The organism is Geopseudomonas sagittaria (assembly GCF_900115715.1).
GTDB classification, from domain to species: Bacteria; Pseudomonadota; Gammaproteobacteria; order Pseudomonadales; family Pseudomonadaceae; genus Geopseudomonas; species Geopseudomonas sagittaria.
Genome location: NZ_FOXM01000005.1, coordinates 255762 through 273483, shown reverse-complemented (window position 1 = coordinate 273483; position 17722 = coordinate 255762). Strand labels below are relative to the sequence as shown.

15 protein-coding genes and 1 riboswitch are annotated in these 17722 nt (G+C 67.0%); of the genes, 1 reads left to right on the top strand and 14 read right to left on the bottom strand.

Annotation, left to right across the window (positions count from 1 at the left end):
* Positions 1 to 10: 10 nt before the first annotated feature.
* The 11 genes from BM297_RS08745 to BM297_RS08695 all read right to left on the bottom strand — a co-directional run bounded on the left by BM297_RS08745 (position 11) and on the right by BM297_RS08695 (position 11902).
* Positions 11 to 724 (bottom strand): PqiC family protein, encoded by a 714-nt coding sequence (locus BM297_RS08745; RefSeq protein WP_092430302.1) that lies wholly within the window; start codon positions 722 to 724, stop codon positions 11 to 13.
* A gap of 7 nt (positions 725 to 731) precedes the next feature.
* Complete coding sequence (locus BM297_RS08740) at positions 732 to 1679, bottom strand: MlaD family protein (protein ID WP_092430300.1); 948 nt, start codon at positions 1677 to 1679, stop codon at positions 732 to 734.
* On the bottom strand, positions 1679 to 2449 hold the full coding sequence (locus tag BM297_RS08735) for an ABC transporter ATP-binding protein (protein ID WP_217648249.1): 771 nt from the start codon (positions 2447 to 2449) through the stop codon (positions 1679 to 1681). Before BM297_RS08735 ends, BM297_RS08740 begins: the two co-directional genes overlap by 1 nt.
* 2 nt (positions 2450 to 2451) lie before the next feature.
* A complete protein-coding gene (locus BM297_RS08730) occupies positions 2452 to 3597 on the bottom strand; it encodes an ABC transporter permease (RefSeq protein ID WP_092430298.1) in 1146 nt (381 codons plus the stop codon).
* Positions 3598 to 3939: 342 nt separating this feature from the next.
* Positions 3940 to 6201, bottom strand: coding sequence for a DNA topoisomerase IV subunit A (gene parC / locus BM297_RS08725; protein ID WP_092430296.1), 2262 nt, complete (start codon positions 6199 to 6201; stop codon positions 3940 to 3942).
* Positions 6202 to 6209: 8 nt separating this feature from the next.
* The gene (locus BM297_RS08720; RefSeq protein WP_245768235.1) at positions 6210 to 7283 is read right to left on the bottom strand and encodes an esterase-like activity of phytase family protein; all 1074 of its coding nucleotides are present in this window, start codon (positions 7281 to 7283) and stop codon (positions 6210 to 6212) included.
* Positions 7280 to 9175, bottom strand: a complete 1896-nt coding sequence (gene parE / locus BM297_RS08715; protein ID WP_092430294.1) for a DNA topoisomerase IV subunit B — start codon at positions 9173 to 9175, stop codon at positions 7280 to 7282. Before parE ends, BM297_RS08720 begins: the two co-directional genes overlap by 4 nt.
* 50 nt (positions 9176 to 9225) lie before the next feature.
* Positions 9226 to 9849: a YqiA/YcfP family alpha/beta fold hydrolase gene (locus BM297_RS08710; RefSeq protein ID WP_092430292.1), complete on the bottom strand. Its 624-nt coding sequence runs from the start codon at positions 9847 to 9849 to the stop codon at positions 9226 to 9228.
* A 67-nt stretch (positions 9850 to 9916) separates the two neighbouring features.
* Positions 9917 to 10693: a 3',5'-cyclic-AMP phosphodiesterase gene (gene cpdA / locus BM297_RS08705; protein ID WP_394328011.1), complete on the bottom strand. Its 777-nt coding sequence runs from the start codon at positions 10691 to 10693 to the stop codon at positions 9917 to 9919.
* Positions 10694 to 10820: 127 nt separating this feature from the next.
* Positions 10821 to 11294 carry a DUF1249 domain-containing protein gene (locus tag BM297_RS08700; RefSeq protein ID WP_092430288.1) on the bottom strand — a complete coding sequence of 158 codons (474 nt, stop codon included), beginning with the start codon at positions 11292 to 11294 and terminating at the stop codon, positions 10821 to 10823.
* The gene (locus BM297_RS08695; protein ID WP_092430286.1) at positions 11285 to 11902 is read right to left on the bottom strand and encodes an NUDIX domain-containing protein; all 618 of its coding nucleotides are present in this window, start codon (positions 11900 to 11902) and stop codon (positions 11285 to 11287) included. The genes BM297_RS08700 and BM297_RS08695 overlap by 10 nt, the downstream gene beginning before the upstream one ends.
* A 195-nt stretch (positions 11903 to 12097) precedes the next feature.
* On the opposite strand from BM297_RS08695, the gene BM297_RS08690 reads away from it, so the two are divergent.
* Positions 12098 to 12835: an RsiV family protein gene (locus BM297_RS08690; protein WP_092430284.1), complete on the top strand. Its 738-nt coding sequence runs from the start codon at positions 12098 to 12100 to the stop codon at positions 12833 to 12835.
* Between the two features lie 42 nt (positions 12836 to 12877).
* Here the strand turns inward: BM297_RS08690 and thiC are convergent, their stop codons facing one another.
* From thiC to BM297_RS08675, 3 genes are all read right to left on the bottom strand, one after another.
* Entirely contained in the window at positions 12878 to 14764 is a 1887-nt protein-coding gene (thiC, locus tag BM297_RS08685; protein WP_092430282.1) for a phosphomethylpyrimidine synthase ThiC, read from the bottom strand.
* 70 nt (positions 14765 to 14834) lie between these two features.
* Positions 14835 to 14941, bottom strand: a riboswitch (TPP riboswitch).
* Between the two features lie 8 nt (positions 14942 to 14949).
* Positions 14950 to 16197, bottom strand: coding sequence for an O-antigen ligase family protein (locus BM297_RS08680; protein ID WP_245768240.1), 1248 nt, complete (start codon positions 16195 to 16197; stop codon positions 14950 to 14952).
* Positions 16198 to 16266: 69 nt separating this feature from the next.
* Complete coding sequence (locus BM297_RS08675; RefSeq protein WP_245768233.1) at positions 16267 to 17670, bottom strand: undecaprenyl-phosphate glucose phosphotransferase; 1404 nt, start codon at positions 17668 to 17670, stop codon at positions 16267 to 16269.
* Between the last annotated feature and the right edge of the window lie 52 nt (positions 17671 to 17722).

The window sequence follows — 17722 nt, the reverse complement described above, 5'->3', positions numbered from 1 at the left end:
AACCCCTGGATCAGAACCGATAGACCTCGGCGGCGCCTCCCGGCACCGGCGCGTTCACCGCCGGAATCCGCGGCACCTCCGAGCGGCGCGGCTGACCGGCCTTGCGCTCGGCCTGCGCATCGCGCTCCGTCGCCACCCGCGCCTTCGACAGCGTGGTCACCGCAGCGGACATCTCGCTCGCCAGCTTCTGCAGCAGCACGCTCTGCGCACGCACCTGGTCGGTCAGCTCGCCGTTGTGCTGCTCCTCCAGACGCACCACACGACTGTCGTGCATCTTGCCGCTGCCATCCAGCAGGCGCCATTGGGCTTCCAGCACGGCCGGCTGGTACGGGCCCGAATCCAGGCGGCCGATGCTCAGCAGCAGCTGCGCCTCGGGCTTGAAGCCGACCCGGTCCGGATACAGGGCCAGACGGCTGCTGTCGAGCCGGCCAGCCAGTTGGCGCAGCAGTACTTGGGCCACGTCGTCCTGCAGGCTGCCCGCCCAGCGGGCCTGTTGGGTGATCACCAGACTGTCGTCGGCCTGGCGCTGCACCAGGGTTTCGCGCTGCAGGTAGTCGGCCAGCTTCAGCGGCCCGAGCAGCACCGCCACGCCTTTGTCGGTCTGCGGCAGTGCCGGGCTGCCCTGCTGCAGCTGGTAGAACTGTGCCGGTGGCGTCGAGGCACAACCGGCCATGGCGAGCAGCCCGGCCAGGCCCAGCTGTCGGATCAAGCGTGGAACACGCATGTAAAATTCACCGTTTGTTGCCAAAAATAAGCGATTCAGGCTGTTGCTCGAGGCTTTCCGCCGTGCGCTGCAGCGCCTTGCTGGCGCGCCCGAGCTCTTCCAGGGTCTGCAGCAGCTGGAACTGCGCCTCGGACTCGGGACCCAGACTGCGCTGGGTGTCGCCGGCCAGTCCCTGCATCTGCTGCAGGGCGACGGTGGCCGCCTGCGCGGCCTGACGGAGATCGCCGATTGCCGTGCGCAATTCGCCACTACCCTGGCGGGCATTATCCAGAATTGGCGGGATTTGTCGCTGCAATTGTTGAGTCAGACCCTCAAGATTGCTCAGGGTCTGCCCCAGACTGAGCAGCCCACCCCGCAGCTCGGGCGAGGCACTCAGGCGCTCCAGCGCCTGCAGGGTGTTGCTGGCCGAGACGATCATCTCGCCCAACGGCAGCTCGCGCAGCGTGTCGAGCAGGTCGCGCAGCACGTCGGCCGCCTGATCGACCCGCGACGGCACGCTGGGAATGGTCGGCAGCTCCAGGTCGTGGGGCTCGCGCACGTAGCCGGCCTGGCCGGGGAACAGGTCCAGGGCGACGATGGCCTTGCCGGTGAGCAGGCTCTGGGTCTGCAGCTGGGCACGCAGGCCACGCTCGACCAGGCGCTCGACCACCCGGTCGAAGCGCTGCCCCTCGCGGCCGGCGTCGGGATTGATGCGCAGCACCACTGGAATCACCACATCCTTGAGCTCGCGGTCGTAGGACAGGCGGATCTCGCGCACGGTGCCGACCTTGACCCCGCGGTAGGTGACGTCGGCGCCGACGTCGAGACCGTCCAGCGCACCGGTGAAGTACACCACGTAGTCGCTGGGCTGGCTGAACCAGTTGTCGCGGCCGAGCAGCAGCAGGCCGCCGGCCAGCAGGGCGATGCCGCTGAGCAGGAAGGCGCCGATCCAGAACGGCTTGCGCGGTTCGCTCATCAGGTTTTCTCCGGTGATGGGGACTGCTCGCCGCGGCGCAGGAAGCGCTGCACCGTCGGCGGGCCCTCGTCGAGCAGTTGCTGCAGCGAGCCCAGGGCGATCTGGGTATGGGACTGACTGTCGAGGAACAGGCAGGTATCGGCCACCCGGTAGATGCTCGGCAGCTCGTGGGTGACCAGCACGATACTGGCACCGAGGCTGTCGCGCAGCTCGAGGATCAGCTCGTCGAGTGCCATGGAGCTGAGCGGGTCGAGGCCGGCGGAGGGCTCGTCGAAGAACAGCACCTCCGGATCGAGCGCCAGCGCCCGCGCCAGGCCAGCGCGCTTGCGCATGCCGCCGGACAGCTCGGCCGGGTACAGCCCATCGCAGCCGGCCAGGCCGACCAAGGCCAGCTTGAGCGCGGCCAGCTCGTCCAGCTCGGCCTGGCCGAGTCCGGGGTGGTAGGCGGCCAGCGGCAGGGTGAGGTTCTCGGCCAGGGTCATGCCGCTCCACAGCGCGCCGCTCTGGTAGAGCACGCCGAAGTGCTGCTGCAGGGCGGCGCGCTCGTCCTCGCCGTGGGCCCAGAAGTCGTCGCCGTGCAGCAGCACGCGACCGGCCAGCGGCGCCTCCAGGCCGATCAGGTGGCGCAGCAGGGTGCTCTTGCCGCAGCCGCTGCCGCCCATGATGACGAACACCTCGCCGCGGCCGATGCTGAAGTTGAGGTCATGCTGGATCACCTTGCTGCCGTAGCCGGCGCTGAGGTTTTCCACGGCGAGCACGGCATCGTTCACGCTCAGATCCCCAGCTGGGTGCAGATCAGGGTGATCAGCGCGTCGCTGACCACCAGCGCGACGATGATGCTGACCACCGCCTGGGTGGTCGCCTGCCCCACCGCCTGGGCGTTGCGCCCGCAGGCCAGGCCGTAGTGGCAGCCGATCAGGCCGATCAGTACGGCGAACACCAGGCTCTTGAACACGCCGAGCAGGAAGTCGGTGAGGCTGAGCATCTCCAGGCTCTGGTTGAGGTACAGCGGCGCGGAGATGTCGAACAGCCCGGCACCGATGACGAAACCGCCGAGAATGCCCAGCGCGTCGGCGAACACGCAGAGCAGCGGCATGCTCACCAGGAGCGCCAGCAGGCGCGGCAGGACGAGGAACTCCAGCGGCGGAAAACCGAAGGTCTTCAGCGCGTCGATCTCCTCGTTGGCCTGCATGCTGCCCAGTTCCGCGGCGTAGGCCGCGCCGGTGCGCCCGGCCATGATCACCGCGGTCATCAGCGCGCCCATCTCGCGGGTCATGCCGATGGCCACCATGTTGGCGATGTACAGCTGGGCGCCGAAGGCCTGCAGCTGGGCGGCGCCGACGAAGGCGAGGATCAGACCGACCAGGCTGGCGATCAGCGCGACGATTGGCAGCGCGCCGGGGCCGCACTGCTGCAGCGCCGCCCAGAAGTCGCCGGCGCGCATGCGCGCGCGGCCCTGCAGCAGGCGGCCGAGGGCGAGGATCACCGCGCCAGCGAAGGTGCAGGCATTGACCAGCGCGTCCTGCACCTGCAGCCCGGCCAGGCCGAGGCGCGACACCGGTCCCGGGCGCGGCGCCGGCTCCTCGGCGACCTGCGTGGAGGGCGTGGCGGCCATCTGCAGCAGGCGCTCGACGCCCGCGGGCAGGTCCCGATGGGCCAGGCTCAGCTGCTCGTCGTCGGCAAGGCGCTGCAGGCGACGCAGCACGGCGAGCAGGCTGCTGTCCCAGGCGTCCAGCGCCTCGACCTGCAGCAGCAGCTGTGCCGGCTTGTCCGCCAGACTGCGCCAGACCGTCAGCAGGTCGGGCTTGTCCGCCGCCAGGGTCCAGCTGCCGGACAAGCGCAGCACGGCGCGATCATCCTGCATGCCGGCCCAGGCCAGCTGGGCCTGCTGGGCCTGCTCTCGCCCTACCTCTGCCATCTATCCTCCTTGCCGGAAATAGCCCTCAAACCACGGTTGCAAACTGCCCTCCCTGTGCAGCAAGCGCGAACTCACAGGCTCGCCCCACCGCCAAGAGCATCACCCCGAGGTCGGGGGCCTCCCACAACAGCCAGAGCCCACAACCAACCTGTAGGAGGCGCGACCTCGCGGCGATGCGGGCCGCAGGCCCGCCCCTACCGCCAAGAGCTTCGCCCTGGGGTCGGGCCTCCTACAACAGCCAGAACCCCACCATCCTGCAGGAGGCGCGACCTCGCGGCGAGGTGAGCCGCAGGCTCGCCCAACAGCCAAGGGCATCGCCCAGACTCCTGGCGGAGTGCCGCCTCAGTTTGGCACACCCTCCACCAGCAGCGCATCGACGCGCTGGAAGCCACGCGGCAGCAGGCTGCCACGGCGGCCGCGCTCGCCCTTGTAGTGCTCCAGATCCTCGGCGCGCAGCGACAGGGTGCGCTTGCCGGCCTGCAGCACCAGGGTGCTGCCCTGCGGCAGCACCGCCAGGTCGCAGAGGTATTCCTCGCGACTGGCCACCCGCTCGCCGGGGATGCCGATGATCTTGTTGCCCTTGCCCTTGCCCAGCTGCGGCAGGTCGGCCACCGGGAACACCAGCAGACGCCCCTCGCTGGTCACCGCTGCCAGCCAGTCGCTGGCCACATCGACCAGCGGCCGCGGCACCAGCACCCTGGCCCCGGCCGGCAGCGTCAGCAGGGCCTTGCCGGCCTTGTTCTTGGCCTGCAGATCCTCGCCCTTGACCACGAAACCATAGCCGGCATCCGAGGCCAGCACATACAGCGCGTCGTCCTCGGGCAGCAGCAGGCAGTCGAAGCTGGCACCCGGCGGCGGGGTCAGGCGGCCGGTCAGCGGCTCGCCCTGGCCGCGAGCAGAGGGCAGAGAGTGGGCCGGCAGCGAGTAGCTGCGCCCGGTAGAGTCGAGGAACACGGCGAACTGGTTGGAACGCCCCGGTGCGGCGGCCTTGAAGGCGTCGCCGGCCTTGTACGACAGCCCGGCGGCGTCGATGTCGTGGCCCTTGGCGCAGCGCACCCAGCCCTTCTCGGAAAGCACCACGGTGACCGGCTCGGTGGGCAGCAGCTCGGTTTCCGACAGGGCCTTGGCCTCGGCACGGGCGACGATCGGCGAACGCCGCGCGTCGCCGTACTTCTCGGCGTCCTCGAGCAGCTCCTTGCGCACCAGCGCCTTGAGCTGGCGCTCACTGCCGAGCAGGGCCAGCAGCTTGCTGCGCTCCTTGGCCAGCGCGTCCTGCTCGCCGCGGATCTTCATCTCCTCGAGGCGCGCCAGCTGGCGCAGGCGGGTGTCGAGGATGTAGTCGGCCTGCACCTCGTCGAGGCCGAAGCGCGCGATCAGCTCAGCCCTGGGCTCGTCCTCCTCGCGGATGATGCGGATCACCTCGTCGAGGTTGAGGAAGGCGATCAGCAGGCCTTCCAGCAGGTGCAGGCGACTCTCCACCTTGTCCAGGCGGAACTGCAGACGGCGGCGCACGGTACCGAGGCGGAAGGTCAGCCACTCGGAGAGCAGCGTGCGCAGGTTCTTCACCTGCGGCTTGCCGTCGAGGCCGATGACGTTGGTGTTGACCCGGTAGCTCGACTCCAGCTCGGTGGTGGCGAACAGGTGGGTCATCAGCTCGTCGGCATCCACGCGGTTGGAGCGCGGGATGATGACGATGCGGCAGGGATGCTCGTGGTCCGACTCGTCGCGCAGGTCGGCGACCATCGGCAGCTTCTTGGCCTGCATCTGCGCGGCGATCTGCTCGAGCACCTTGGCCCCGGAAACCTGGTGCGGCAGCGCGGTGACCACGATGTCGCCGTCCTCGACCCGGTACACCGCGCGCATGCGCACCGAACCGCGACCGCTCTGGTAGATCTTCAGCAGCTCGCTGCGCGGGGTGATGACCTCGGCCTCGGTGGGGTAGTCCGGGCCCTGGATGTGCTCGCAGAGCTGCTCGACCGTGGCGTTCGGTTCGTCGAGCAGGCGCACGCAGGCCTCGGCCACTTCGCGCAGGTTGTGCGGCGGCACGTCGGTGGCCATGCCCACGGCGATGCCGGTGGTGCCGTTGAGCAGCAGGTTGGGCAGCCGCGCCGGCAGGGTCGCCGGCTCGTCGAGGGTGCCGTCGAAGTTGGGCACCCAGTCCACGGTGCCCTGCCCCAGCTCGGCCAGCAGCACCTCGGAATAGCGCGACAGGCGCGCCTCGGTATAGCGCATGGCGGCGAACGACTTGGGATCGTCCGGCGCGCCCCAGTTGCCCTGGCCGTCGACCAGGGTGTAGCGGTAGCTGAACGGCTGCGCCATCAGCACCATGGCCTCGTAGCAGGCGCTGTCGCCGTGGGGGTGGAACTTGCCCAGCACGTCGCCGACGGTGCGCGCCGACTTCTTGTGCTTGGCGTCGGCGTTGAGGCCCAGCTCGCTCATCGCATAGACGATGCGCCGCTGCACCGGCTTGAGGCCGTCGCCGATGTGCGGCAGGGCGCGGTCCATGATCACGTACATGGAGTAGTTGAGATAGGCCTGTTCGGTGAACTCGGCCAGCGGGCGGCGTTCGACGCCGTCCAGGCTCAGATCGAGGGATTCGCTCATCTGCGTCCTCAGAAACTCGTTTGCTCAAGGCGCGCCCGCCACGGGCCGGCGCGCCGGATAGGGTGTTCTCGTCTGCCGCTCCAGCCGCCGGCCGGGGCCTGCAGCTGGAGGATCAACGGCCGCCGCTCGCCGCCCGCGTTGGCCTGATCGCCGTTGTCCAGACCGATCCAGGCCGCACTCTCGTCCAGCCACAGCGCCTCGGCCACCCCGTAGGGCGTGTCGTAGCGCCGCTCGGGGGTCAGCGCGGCGGCGGCGAACGACCAGCAACGCTCGACCGCGCCACTGTGCGGATCACGCCGGCAGATGCGGTGCTGCAGGCGCTCGAGACTATACAGGCGCTCCGCGTGCCAGCTCAGCGCGGCAAAGTCCAGCGGCTGCGCCGCGCTGCCCGGGCCATCCAGCGGGCGCGGTGCACGGCCAGCCTGGGCCAGCAGCACGCAGCCACCGTTGGCGCAGCGCCAGCGCTCGCCGCCGCGCTGCACGGCGAGCAGGCCGCGACTCTCGCGCTCGGCGGCCAGCCACAGGCGCTGGCCGTCCGGCTGCACTGCCAGCCCCTCGAGCAGGGCGTTGAAGTGCAGCAGCAGACCGCGGGCGCGCGCCTGGCGCAACAGTTCGGGCGGCAGTGGCAGCCAGTGCGGCGCCCCAAAGGCCGGCAGCTGCAGCACCGCCAGCTGGCTTTCGCTGAGCAGGTAGCGATTGCCGGCGCCGTCGCAGCTCAGCCCCTCGAAATCCAGGGCGCCGCCGCGCAGCGGGGTCAGCAGCCGGTTGCCCATGCGCAGCCCCCAGGGCAGTGCGCTGGGCGGCGGCGGTGGGGCCGCGAAGGCCTCGGCCGTCGCCTGCCAGTGGCCGTCGGCCGGCTGCAGGCGATACAGCTGGGCATCCTCGCGATCCGACACCGCCCAGAAGCGCCCATCGGCGCAGCGCGCCAGCCCGGACAGGTTGCCGGCGGCCATGCCGTCGACCGGTTGGGCCGCCTGCAGCGCCAGCTCTTCCAGCGGCGCCGCGGCCTGCGCCGGCGCATGGCCGGCGAGCAGGAGCAGTGCGCCGGCCAGATGCAGCAGCGGGCGCAGCCTCGCTCTCAAAGCAGCACCTCGGCCAGGTTGCCCTTGCTCTCCAGCCAGCTCTTGCGGTCGCCGGCGCGCTTCTTGGCCAGCAGCATGTCCATGATCTCGTGGGTGCCGGCGAAATCGTCGAGGGTCAGCTGCACCAGTCGGCGGGTGTTGGGGTCCATGGTGGTCTCGCGCAGCTGCGGCGGGTTCATCTCGCCGAGGCCCTTGAAGCGGGTGACCTGCGGCTTGCCGCGGCGCTTCTCGGCCAGCAGGCGCTCGAGGATGCCGTCGCGCTCGCCTTCGTCGAGGGCGTAGAACACCTCCTTGCCGAGGTCGATGCGGTACAGCGGCGGCATGGCGACGTAGACGTGGCCGGCCTCCACCAGCGGGCGGAAATGCTGGACGAACAGCGCGCACAGCAGGGTGGCGATGTGCAGGCCGTCGGAGTCGGCGTCGGCGAGGATGCAGATCTTGCCGTAGCGCAGCTGGGACAGATCGCTGGAGCCCGGATCGAGGCCCACGGCCACCGCGATGTTGTGCACTTCCTGGCTGGCCAGCACCTCGCCGCCGTCCACCTCCCAGGTGTTGAGGATCTTGCCGCGCAGCGGCAGGATCGCCTGGAACTCCTTGTCGCGCGCCTGCTTGGCGCTGCCGCCGGCCGAGTCGCCCTCGACCAGGAACAGCTCGGCGCGCATCGGGTCCTGGCCGGCGCAGTCGGCCAGCTTGCCGGGCAGCGCCGGGCCCTGGGTGATCTTCTTGCGCTCGACCTTCTTGCCGGCCTTGAGGCGGCGGCCGGCGTTGCTGATCGCCAGCTCGGCCAGGGCCAGACCCAGCTCGGGATGGGCGTTGAGCCACAGGCTGAAGGCGTCCTTGACCACCCCGGAGACGAACGCGGCCGCCTCGCGCGAGGACAGGCGCTCCTTGGTCTGCCCGGAGAACTGCGGCTCCTGCATCTTCATCGACAGCACGAAGGCGATGCGCTCCCAGACGTCCTCCGGCGCCAGCTTGACCCCGCGCGGCAGCAAGCTCCTGAACTCGCAGAACTCGCGCATGGCGTCGAGCAGGCCCTGGCGCAGGCCGTTGACGTGGGTACCGCCCTGGGCGGTGGGGATCAGGTTGACGTAGCTTTCCTGCACGCTCTCGCCGCCCTCGGGCAGCCACAGCAGCGCCCAGTCGACCGCCTCCTTGCTGCCGGCCAGGCTGCCGCAGAACGGCTCCTCGGGCAGGCGGGCGAACTCGCTGACCGCATCGCTGAGGTAGGAGCGCAGGCCGTCCTCGTAGAACCACTCGACCTTCTCGCCGCTGGCCTTGTCCTCGAAGGTCACGGTCAGCCCCGGACAGAGCACCGCCTTGGCCTTGAGCACGTGCTTGAGGCGGCTGACCGAGAACTTCGGCGCGTCGAAGTACTTGGCATCCGGCCAGAACTGCACGCTGGTGCCGCTGTTGCGCTTGCCGACCGTGCCGACCACCTCCAGCTCGCTGGCCTTGTAGCCGTCGGCGAAGGCCATGGCGTACTCGTTGCCGTCGCGCTTGACGCGCACCTCGACGCGGGTCGACAGCGCGTTGACCACCGAGATGCCGACACCGTGCAGGCCGCCGGAGAACTGGTAGTTCTTGTTGGAGAACTTGCCGCCGGCGTGCAGCTTGGTGAGGATCAGCTCGACGCCGCTGACCCCCTCCTCGGGGTGGATGTCCACCGGCATGCCGCGGCCGTCGTCGATCACCTGCAGCGAGTTGTCGGCGTGGAGGATCACCTGCACGCTCTTCGCGTGACCGGCCAGCGCCTCGTCGACGCTGTTGTCGATGACTTCCTGGGCCAGGTGGTTGGGCCGGCTGGTATCGGTGTACATGCCCGGGCGCTTGCGCACCGGATCGAGGCCGGAGAGGACTTCGATGGCTTCTGCGGTATAGGAGGTATTGGCCATGGATGGGATTCTGTCTGGCAAAAAGGGGGCGGCGAAAGTGTCGGCGGCGGTCAGCCCGGCGGGCGCGCGGGCTGTCGGGGAGCGCGCCACAGGTCGGCGGCAAAACCGGCGAAGGCGAACAGCTCCGGCAGCCGCGCGGCGAAGCCCTGGTAACCGTGGTCGCCGCCGGACTGGATATCCAGCGTGCAGTGCCGGTAGTAGTCGGCGGCCTCGCGGTAGTCGAGGGTCTCGTCGCCGGTCTGCAGCCACACGTGAAAGCGCTGCGGATCCTGCGGCGGCGGCACTTCCAGCGCCGCCAGGGCGGCGATGTGCTCGCGGGTCAGCTCCCAGCGCTCGCCGCTGTAGTGGTTCTGCTGCGGACCGAGGTAGTCGGCGAAATGACGCTGCACGCGCACCGCCGGATTGATCAGCAGGGCCTTGAGGCCATGGCGCTCGGCAAGAAAGGTCGCATAGTAGCCGCCGAGGGAGCTGCCGACCAGCACCGGCCGCTCTGCCGCGGCGATCTCCGCCTCGAGCTGGGCGATGGCCAGGCGCGGGTCGTGGTGCAGCGCCGGCACGCGCAGGCGCTCGGCCAGGCCGCAGCGCGCGAAGGCGCTGTGCAGCTCGCGGGCCTTCAGCGACAGCGGCGAGCTGTTGAAGCCGTGAATGTAGATCAGGGTCGGCAGCGGGGGCATCGACGGCGCCTTGCAACTGGATGGATATACAAGCAAAGCATTATCCAGCGGCCCAGTTCAAGTCGCCTCAGTAACCCTTGATGGTGTAGTCGATGACGAAGTCGATGTCGCTGACCCGCGACACGCCGGTTTCCAGCGTGCCGTCGGCATGCAGGCGCAGCCAGCGGTAGCCGGGAGCCTCGCTGCTGACCTGGAATTCCTCGCTGCCGGGGGCGAACTGCACGCAGGTGGACGGCGAAGCCAGCAGGCGCACGCCGTTGCGCTGGCGGTCGATCTCCTGATGGACATGCCCCCAGAGCATGCAGCGCAGGTTCGGGTAGCGGTCGGCCAGCGCGAACAACGCGTCGGCATTGCGCAGGCCAATGGGGTCCAGCCAGTTGCAACCCACCGGGATCGGGTGATGGTGGAAGCTCAGCAGCACATGGCGCTCGCCGGCGCTGTCCAGCGCGGCCTCGAGCTGCGCCAGTTGCTCGGCGTCCAGTTGGCCGGGGACCGCACCGGGAATACTCGAGTCGAGGGTGATCAGCCGCCAGGCGCCCAGGTCAGTCACTGGCTGCAGACGCTCGGTGCCGACACAGGCCTCGCGCAGCATCTGCGCCTCGTCGTGGTTGCCGGCGAACCAGCGCGCCGGCGCCTCGAGGGGCGCGGTCAGGGCGGCAAAGCGCTGGTAGGACTCGAAGGAGCCGTCCTGTGACAGGTCGCCGCTGGCGAGGATCAGGTCGACCCGCGACTGCTCCGCGCGCACCAGCTCGACCACCCGGCTCAGGCTGTCCGCGGTATCCATACCCAGCAGACGACCTTGCGCCTCGGCGAAGAGGTGGCTGTCGGTAAGCTGCACCAGCATCAGCGGTGCGGCTGTTGTGGGGGACTTGGCGCTGGGCAAAGGCCGTCTCCTGTCGGCGATTGGACCGCAAATGCGGAATTGCAATGTTGGCATGCTGTCGACGCCAGCAACCGCTATGCGGTTCACACTACCGGCGAACGACCGAGCAATCCACTGGGTTTTCCGCCAGATGGCCACATTTCAGGTAGTGCGCCAGCCACTCGCCGAGGAACAGGTTGAGCTGGGTCTTCTCGTCCGGCTGGTGCATGGCCGCGTTCGGGTAGCCGTAGCGCGGCTGCAGGCGCCGGCAATGTTCGGCGCCGGTGACCTCGGCCATGCGCGCATCGTGATAGACGCGCACCTCCAGGCACGGCGCCGGCAGCCAGGTCAGGCCGGGCTCCTCGCGCACCTCCACGGTGCTGGTGTAGGGACCCGCCGCGGTGACCTTGAGCGCCAGCACCGCCAGCAGGGTGTCGCCGTTGCTGAGGGCCAGGCGGCGCGGGGCCGGATCCTCGCGCATGCCCGGCAGCAGGCGCATCAGGCGCGCATAGTTGGCCTCGCAGGCCGCCTGCAGGCCGGCCAGGTCGACCCGGTAGCGCTCGGCCAGCAGCGTCATTGCCATGTCTGCCGTACCCGCTCGCGATGCAGCGCCAGCCACTGCAGGGCGATGATGCTCGCCGCATTGTCGAGCCGCCCGGCCTCCATCGCCGCCAGCGCCTCGTCGAGACTCAGCACCAGCACGCGGATGTCCTCGCCCTCCTCGACCAGGCCGTGGATGCCGCCGGCGCCGCTACTGTCGCAGCGGCCGACATACAGATGCACGCGCTCGTCGCTGCCGCCCGGCGACGGATAGTAGGCGGTCACCGGCCACAGCTCGCCGAGGGTCAGCCCGGCCTCCTCCATGGCCTCGCGGCGCGCCACCTCCTCCGGCACCTCGTCCTTGTCGATCAGCCCGGCGACCAGCTCCAGCAGCCAGGGATGCGCGCTCTTGTCCAGCGCGCCGACGCGGAACTGCTCGATCAGCACCACCGCATCGCGCAGCGGATCGTAGGGCAGCACGCAGACCGCATCGTGGCGGACGAACAGCTCGCGGCTGATCAGCGGCCCCATGCCGCCGGAGAACAGCTCGTGGCGCAGGTGCACGCGATCCAGCGCATAGAAGCCGCGGAAACAGGCCTCGCGCTCGACGATTTCCACTTTCAGATCGGCCGTTTTCGACGACTCGCTCATATACTTCCCCCGCTTTACTGCAGCGCGGTCAAGCCGCCACACAATGCACACCATGAATGAATGTCTCGAACCCCGGAGACGACCGTCACCCCCGCTGCGCTCACGCGCGAACGGGCGAACCCACGGTCGGCGGCGGGGTCGAATACGCTCGATGCGCCACCCTACCCAGCCTTGCCGATCCACTCAAGGAGCCCCATGCGTCTTTATACCCTTTTCGCCCTGGCCTGCCTGCCATTGCTCGGCGCCTGCCAGTTCCTCGGCGGACAATCCGACCAGCTGCGACCGCAGCGCATCACCTGGGAACAGCGCGCCGACGCCTGCCAGGGCGAACGCTGCAGCCTGGTCAACGTCGACACCCTGCAGTTCGCCGAGCAAGCGCCGCTCAACGCGCTGATTGAGCGCGCCCTGCTGGCGATGACCGTCGAACAGGCCGAAGCTCCTCTGCCCGCCTCGCTGCTCGACTACAGCGCCGTGCAACTGCAGCGAGAACCGCAGGGCCAGCAAACCTGGCTGCAGGCCAAGCTGATCGACCAGCATGACGACCTGCTGGTGATCGAGCTGTCCAGCTACCTGTACCGCGGCGGTGCCCACGGCATGCCGGGGCGCGCCTTCATCAACTACTCGCTGAGCCGCCAGCGCGCGCTGCAGCCGAGCGACCTGCTGCTGCCCGGCGGCGAGGAAACCTTCTGGCAGGCGGCCCGCGAAGCCCACCAGCGCTGGCTGCGCGAGCAGGAATTCGAGCAGGACGTCGAACTGCGCAACAAATGGCCGTTCGAGAAGACCGCCAACATCGCCCTGCTCAAGGACAAGGTGCTGCTCAAGTACGACGTCTACGCCATCGCGCCCTACAGCATGGGCCATCCGACGCTGAGCATTCCCTACAGCCGCCTGCGCAAGGTGCTCAGACCGGAGTTCCTGCCGGCGCAGAAATGACAAACGGGCCCGCGGGCCCGTTTGTCGTTCAGCGTTGTCGCATCACACCTTGTGGTACAGCTGCGAGCCCTGGGCCTTGAACTCCTCGGCCTTGGCCTGCATCGCCTCCTCCACGTCGACGTCCACCGCGTCGATGCGCTCCAGGTTGGCGGCGTAGTCGCGCACTTCCTGGGTGATCTTCATCGAGCAGAACTTCGGCCCGCACATCGAGCAGAAGTGCGCGACCTTGGCCGAGTCCTTGGGCAGGGTCTCATCGTGATAGCTGCGCGCGGTGTCCGGATCGAGACCGAGGTTGAACTGGTCTTCCCAGCGGAACTCGAAGCGCGCCTTGGACAGGGCGTTGTCGCGGATCTGCGCGCCCGGATGGCCCTTGGCCAGGTCGGCGGCGTGCGCGGCGATCTTGTAGGTGATGATGCCGGTCTTCACGTCGTCCTTGTTGGGCAGGCCGAGGTGCTCCTTGGGGGTCACGTAGCAGAGCATCGCGCAACCGAACCAGCCGATCATCGCCGCACCGATGCCGGAGGTGATGTGGTCGTAGCCCGGGGCGATGTCGGTGGTCAGCGGGCCGAGGGTGTAGAACGGCGCCTCGTCGCAGCACTCCAGCTGCTTGTCCATGTTCTCCTTGATCATCTGCATCGGCACGTGGCCGGGGCCTTCGATCATCACCTGCACGTCGTGCTTCCAGGCGATCTTGGTCAGCTCGCCGAGGGTTTCCAGCTCGCCGAACTGCGCTTCGTCGTTGGCGTCGGCAATCGAGCCCGGACGCAGGCCGTCGCCCAGCGAGAAGCTGACGTCGTAGGCCTTCATGATTTCGCAGATTTCCTCGAAGTGGGTGTAGAGGAAATTCTCCTGGTGGTGCGCCAGGCACCACTTGGCCATGATCGAGCCGCCGCGGCTGACGATGCCGGTGACGCGCTTGGCGGTCAGCGGCACGTAGCGCAGCAGCACGCCGGCGTGGATGGTGAAGTAGTCCACGCCCTGCTCGGCCTGCTCGATCAGGGTGTCGCGGAACAGCTCCCAGGTCAGGTCCTCGGCAACGCCGTTGACCTTCTCCAGCGCCTGGTAGATCGGCACGGTGCCGATCGGCACCGGCGAGTTGCGGATGATCCACTCGCGGGTTTCGTGGATGTGCTTGCCGGTGGACAGGTCCATGACGGTGTCCGAGCCCCAGCGAATGCCCCAGGTCAGCTTGGCCACTTCTTCCTCGATCGAGGAACCCAGCGCCGAGTTGCCGATGTTGCCGTTGATCTTCACCAGGAAGTTGCGGCCGATGATCATCGGCTCCAGCTCCACGTGGTTGATGTTGGCCGGGATGATGGCGCGGCCGCGGGCGATTTCCTCGCGGACGAATTCGGCGGTGATTTCCTTGGGAATGCTGGCGCCGAAGCTGTGGCCCGGATGCTGCGCATCGAGCAGACCGGCGGCGCGGGCTTCCTGCAGCTTCATGTTCTCGCGGATGGCGACGTATTCCATCTCCGGCGTGATGATGCCCTGGCGCGCGTAGTGCATCTGGCTGACGTTGCGACCCGGCTTGGCACGGCGCGGGTTGCGCACGTGGGCAAAGCGCATGGCGGTCAGTTCCGGATTGGCCAGGCGCTGCTGACCGAAGTTCGAGCTGAGGCCGGCGAGCAGTTCGGTGTCGTCGCGATCGGCGATCCACTGCGAGCGCACATCGGCCAGGCCCTGGCGCACGTCGATGGTCACGTTCGGATCGGTGTAGGGACCGGAGGTGTCGTAGACCAGCACCGGCGCGTTCGGCTCACCACCGAAGTCGGTGGGGGTGTCGGCCAGCGAGATCTCGCGCATCGGCACGCGAATGTCCGGGCGCGAACCCTGGACGTAGATCTTGCGCGAATTGGGCAGGGGCTGGACGGACTGCTGGTCGACCCGGGCGCTTTCGCTCAGGTTCTTTTGTTCGGTGGCGCTCATCGACGGGACTCTCCACGGCACGCGGCAGGAAATGTCGGAGCGAACCTGAAGCAGGAGACCCCCCGCCGTACGGCGAGGACATCTTGTTCCCTACGCGGGTACTAACCCGATCAGGTTCAACGGGATTCGGCACGATCCGATCTCAGCCTGCGACTCCAGGCACCCCGACAAGAAACTTGACTAGTCTAATCGGCCTTAGCAGGTGGGGCCAGTGGTTCGGACGAGTGCCCGGGAACCGGCTTCTGCACGCCCAGCAGAATGCCCACCGGGAGCCAGAACACCACCCAGAAGGGGCTGGGTCGCAGGAAGATGGAGTGAACTTCGGACACCATCGCCACCATGGCGAACACCAGCAGCGCGAGTCCCAGGCGGGCCAGTGGCTGGGCGCGACAGCACCAGCCCTTCCACAGCAGACTGATCAGCAGCGCAACGAACAGCAGGATGCCGACGATGCCGTACTGGTACCAGAGCTGCAGGTAGAGGCTATGGGCGCTGGTGACCTTGAAACCACCAGGGAATGTGAAATCAAAAATGACTCCAGCCCCAACCCCCCCCAGCCAAAAGTCATTGACCCGTACCAGCCACTCAGCCCAGATCACGTCTCGACTGCTGACACCAATTGCTCTTTCACTCTGAACTTCTGGCCAGAAAACATAGAGTGCCAGCCCTAATAGAAATATACCGATCCCCAGCAACGAGCGTGATTTGGTATTCGGAAACAGCAACAGCAGCACAAAACCGCCTGCCAGCAAGGAAAACCAGGCGCCACGAGAGAAGGTCAAGAGCACATAAACCAGCAAACCGGCCATGCTCAGAGCAAGCACCGCCGACTGCCAAGCATTGACCTTGAAGCGCACGAACAGCCAAGTCAGTAGGATAGCGAAAACCCCGTAGTACAACCCGGCGATGATCGGATGATCGAGATCGGCATAGCCATGCCAACCGAGCTCATGCAAGCGATACCGGCGAACCTGCGGATACTGCAGTGGACGATCCAGCACCCCGTATTGGTAATACAGCGTCAACCACGCAAGCAAGACCGCAACCACCAAAGCAGCCAGCACAATCCAGACCAGACGCCGCTCACTGCGTGCCAGGCAAGCTAAGGCGAACACATAGAGCAGCAGAAACAGCATCACCTTGGACCAGTAACCAAAACTCCTCTCCGAGCCCTCATGCAAACCGGCCACCAGCAAGGCCCAGCCCATCAGCAGTAACAGCAAGATGGCAGGCAACTGCTTCCAGAGATTTACCGCACCGCGCATCCAAACCAGCAACCCCAGAGAGGGCAACAGCAGCAACAGATACACCTGGGTGGCATAACGACTGCCATCATTGTTGAGGATCAAGCCAGCCAACTGGGTAAACAACCCGAGCCCCATCAGTAACAGCAACCCCTTGACCCAGCCAGGAGCTACGTCCAATCGATCCATCTTATCCACTGCATTTCTCTCTAGAAAGCCTGCCATGGCCGAACCTCAGCAATCCCGGAAACACACGACTCAGTAGGCATTCTTGCCAATAAAGCCCTTGAAGATGGTCAGGAAGATGATCTTCAGATCCAGCCACAGCGACCAGTTGTCGATGTACCAAAGGTCGTGCTCGACGCGCTTCTGCATCTTGTCCAAGGTATCGGTCTCGCCACGGTAGCCATTGACCTGTGCCCAGCCGGTAATCCCCGGCTTGACCTTGTGGCGCTGCATGTAGGACTCGACCAGATCCTTGTAGTACTCGTTGTGGGCCAGCGCATGGGGACGCGGACCGACTATAGACATGCGTCCCTGCAGCACATTGAAGAACTGCGGCAGCTCATCGAGGCTGGTCCTGCGCAGGAAAGCGCCAACGCGCGTGATGCGTGGATCCTGACGCTGGGCCTGGGTCACTTCGCCATGGGACTCCTGGTGTACCACCATGGAGCGGAACTTGTAGACCTTGAATTTCTGCCCATTGATGCCGGTACGGTACTGCTTGAACAACACCGGTCCCGGCGAGGAGAGCTTGATGGCCAGGGCGATGCCAATACACACCGGCAAAATCAGCAGGGAAATCACCCCGCCGACCAACATGTCCTCCAGGCGCTTGATGACCCGTGCCGGTCCATCCATCGGACTACAGCTGAGATCCAGCGAATACAACCCGGCAATATTGCTGATCTTGTGATTGAGCAAGGGTAGATCACCCCACTCGGGAATGAAGCGCACTGCCACCGTATGGTGACGCAAGGCGTACAGCACCGAGCGAATGGCATTGCCCTCGCTCAACGGCAGGCACAGCCATACCTCATGAGCTCCCTGTTCCTCCACACTGGCCACCAACTGCGTCAGCCACTGCTCGCCATGGGCAAAAGGCAGGGTTTGCGCCAGGCGAAAACCGAACTCACCTAGTGAGTGCCCATTATGCAACTGACGTGCTGCCGCTCCGCCATTCCCGACCAGCAACACGCTCTTCAGATTGCGCCCGGCCGAGCGCAAACGGCGCAGAGCCAGGAAAGCTCCCAGACGCAACAACGCACTGGCCGAGCCAGCCAGCACTACCAGACCGACAAACCACTGACGGGAGTACTTTTCCGAAATCTTGAGAAAGAACGCAACGCTGAGGGCGATGCCGATGGCCACCAGCCAGCCTAGCCAGACCCGTCCCTGCTGCTGCAGAAACGACTTGCCACGCCATGAGCCGTAGACCCCGCTCATCAGCAGGCTGAGCATAACCAGCAGCGCACAGACAAAGGTCGCTGTGGTGTAACGCCCATTCAACGTCAACGAGTCGAAACGCCATAGATGAGCCAGATACCCCGCCGCGACGACCAGCAGAAAATCGACAACGGCGGCCAGCATCGTCAGCGGATAGCGCTCGGCGAAAGTTGGCTGATAGCGTGAAGAAAAAGACATCAGGACAGACAGCTCCATCTCGGAAAATCAGCGATGCCCGGCGTAACGACCGGGCATCGCATAGGGACGG

Coding starts and splice junctions, on each gene's coding strand:
- BM297_RS08695 (WP_092430286.1), bottom strand. CDS start 11,902: ATGAGCGAGTCGTCGAAAACGGCCGATCTGAAAGTGGAAATCGTCGAG.
- BM297_RS08675 (WP_245768233.1), bottom strand. CDS start 17,670: ATGGAGCTGTCTGTCCTGATGTCTTTTTCTTCACGCTATCAGCCAACT.
- BM297_RS08700 (WP_092430288.1), bottom strand. CDS start 11,294: ATGGCAATGACGCTGCTGGCCGAGCGCTACCGGGTCGACCTGGCCGGC.
- BM297_RS08730 (WP_092430298.1), bottom strand. CDS start 3,597: ATGGCAGAGGTAGGGCGAGAGCAGGCCCAGCAGGCCCAGCTGGCCTGG.
- parE (WP_092430294.1), bottom strand. CDS start 9,175: ATGGCCAATACCTCCTATACCGCAGAAGCCATCGAAGTCCTCTCCGGC.
- BM297_RS08745 (WP_092430302.1), bottom strand. CDS start 724: ATGCGTGTTCCACGCTTGATCCGACAGCTGGGCCTGGCCGGGCTGCTC.
- BM297_RS08740 (WP_092430300.1), bottom strand. CDS start 1,679: ATGAGCGAACCGCGCAAGCCGTTCTGGATCGGCGCCTTCCTGCTCAGC.
- BM297_RS08710 (WP_092430292.1), bottom strand. CDS start 9,849: ATGCCCCCGCTGCCGACCCTGATCTACATTCACGGCTTCAACAGCTCG.
- thiC (WP_092430282.1), bottom strand. CDS start 14,764: ATGAGCGCCACCGAACAAAAGAACCTGAGCGAAAGCGCCCGGGTCGAC.
- parC (WP_092430296.1), bottom strand. CDS start 6,201: ATGAGCGAATCCCTCGATCTGAGCCTGGACGGCGTCGAACGCCGCCCG.
- BM297_RS08680 (WP_245768240.1), bottom strand. CDS start 16,197: ATGGATCGATTGGACGTAGCTCCTGGCTGGGTCAAGGGGTTGCTGTTA.
- cpdA (WP_394328011.1), bottom strand. CDS start 10,693: ATGCTGGTGCAGCTTACCGACAGCCACCTCTTCGCCGAGGCGCAAGGT.
- BM297_RS08690 (WP_092430284.1), top strand. CDS start 12,098: ATGCGTCTTTATACCCTTTTCGCCCTGGCCTGCCTGCCATTGCTCGGC.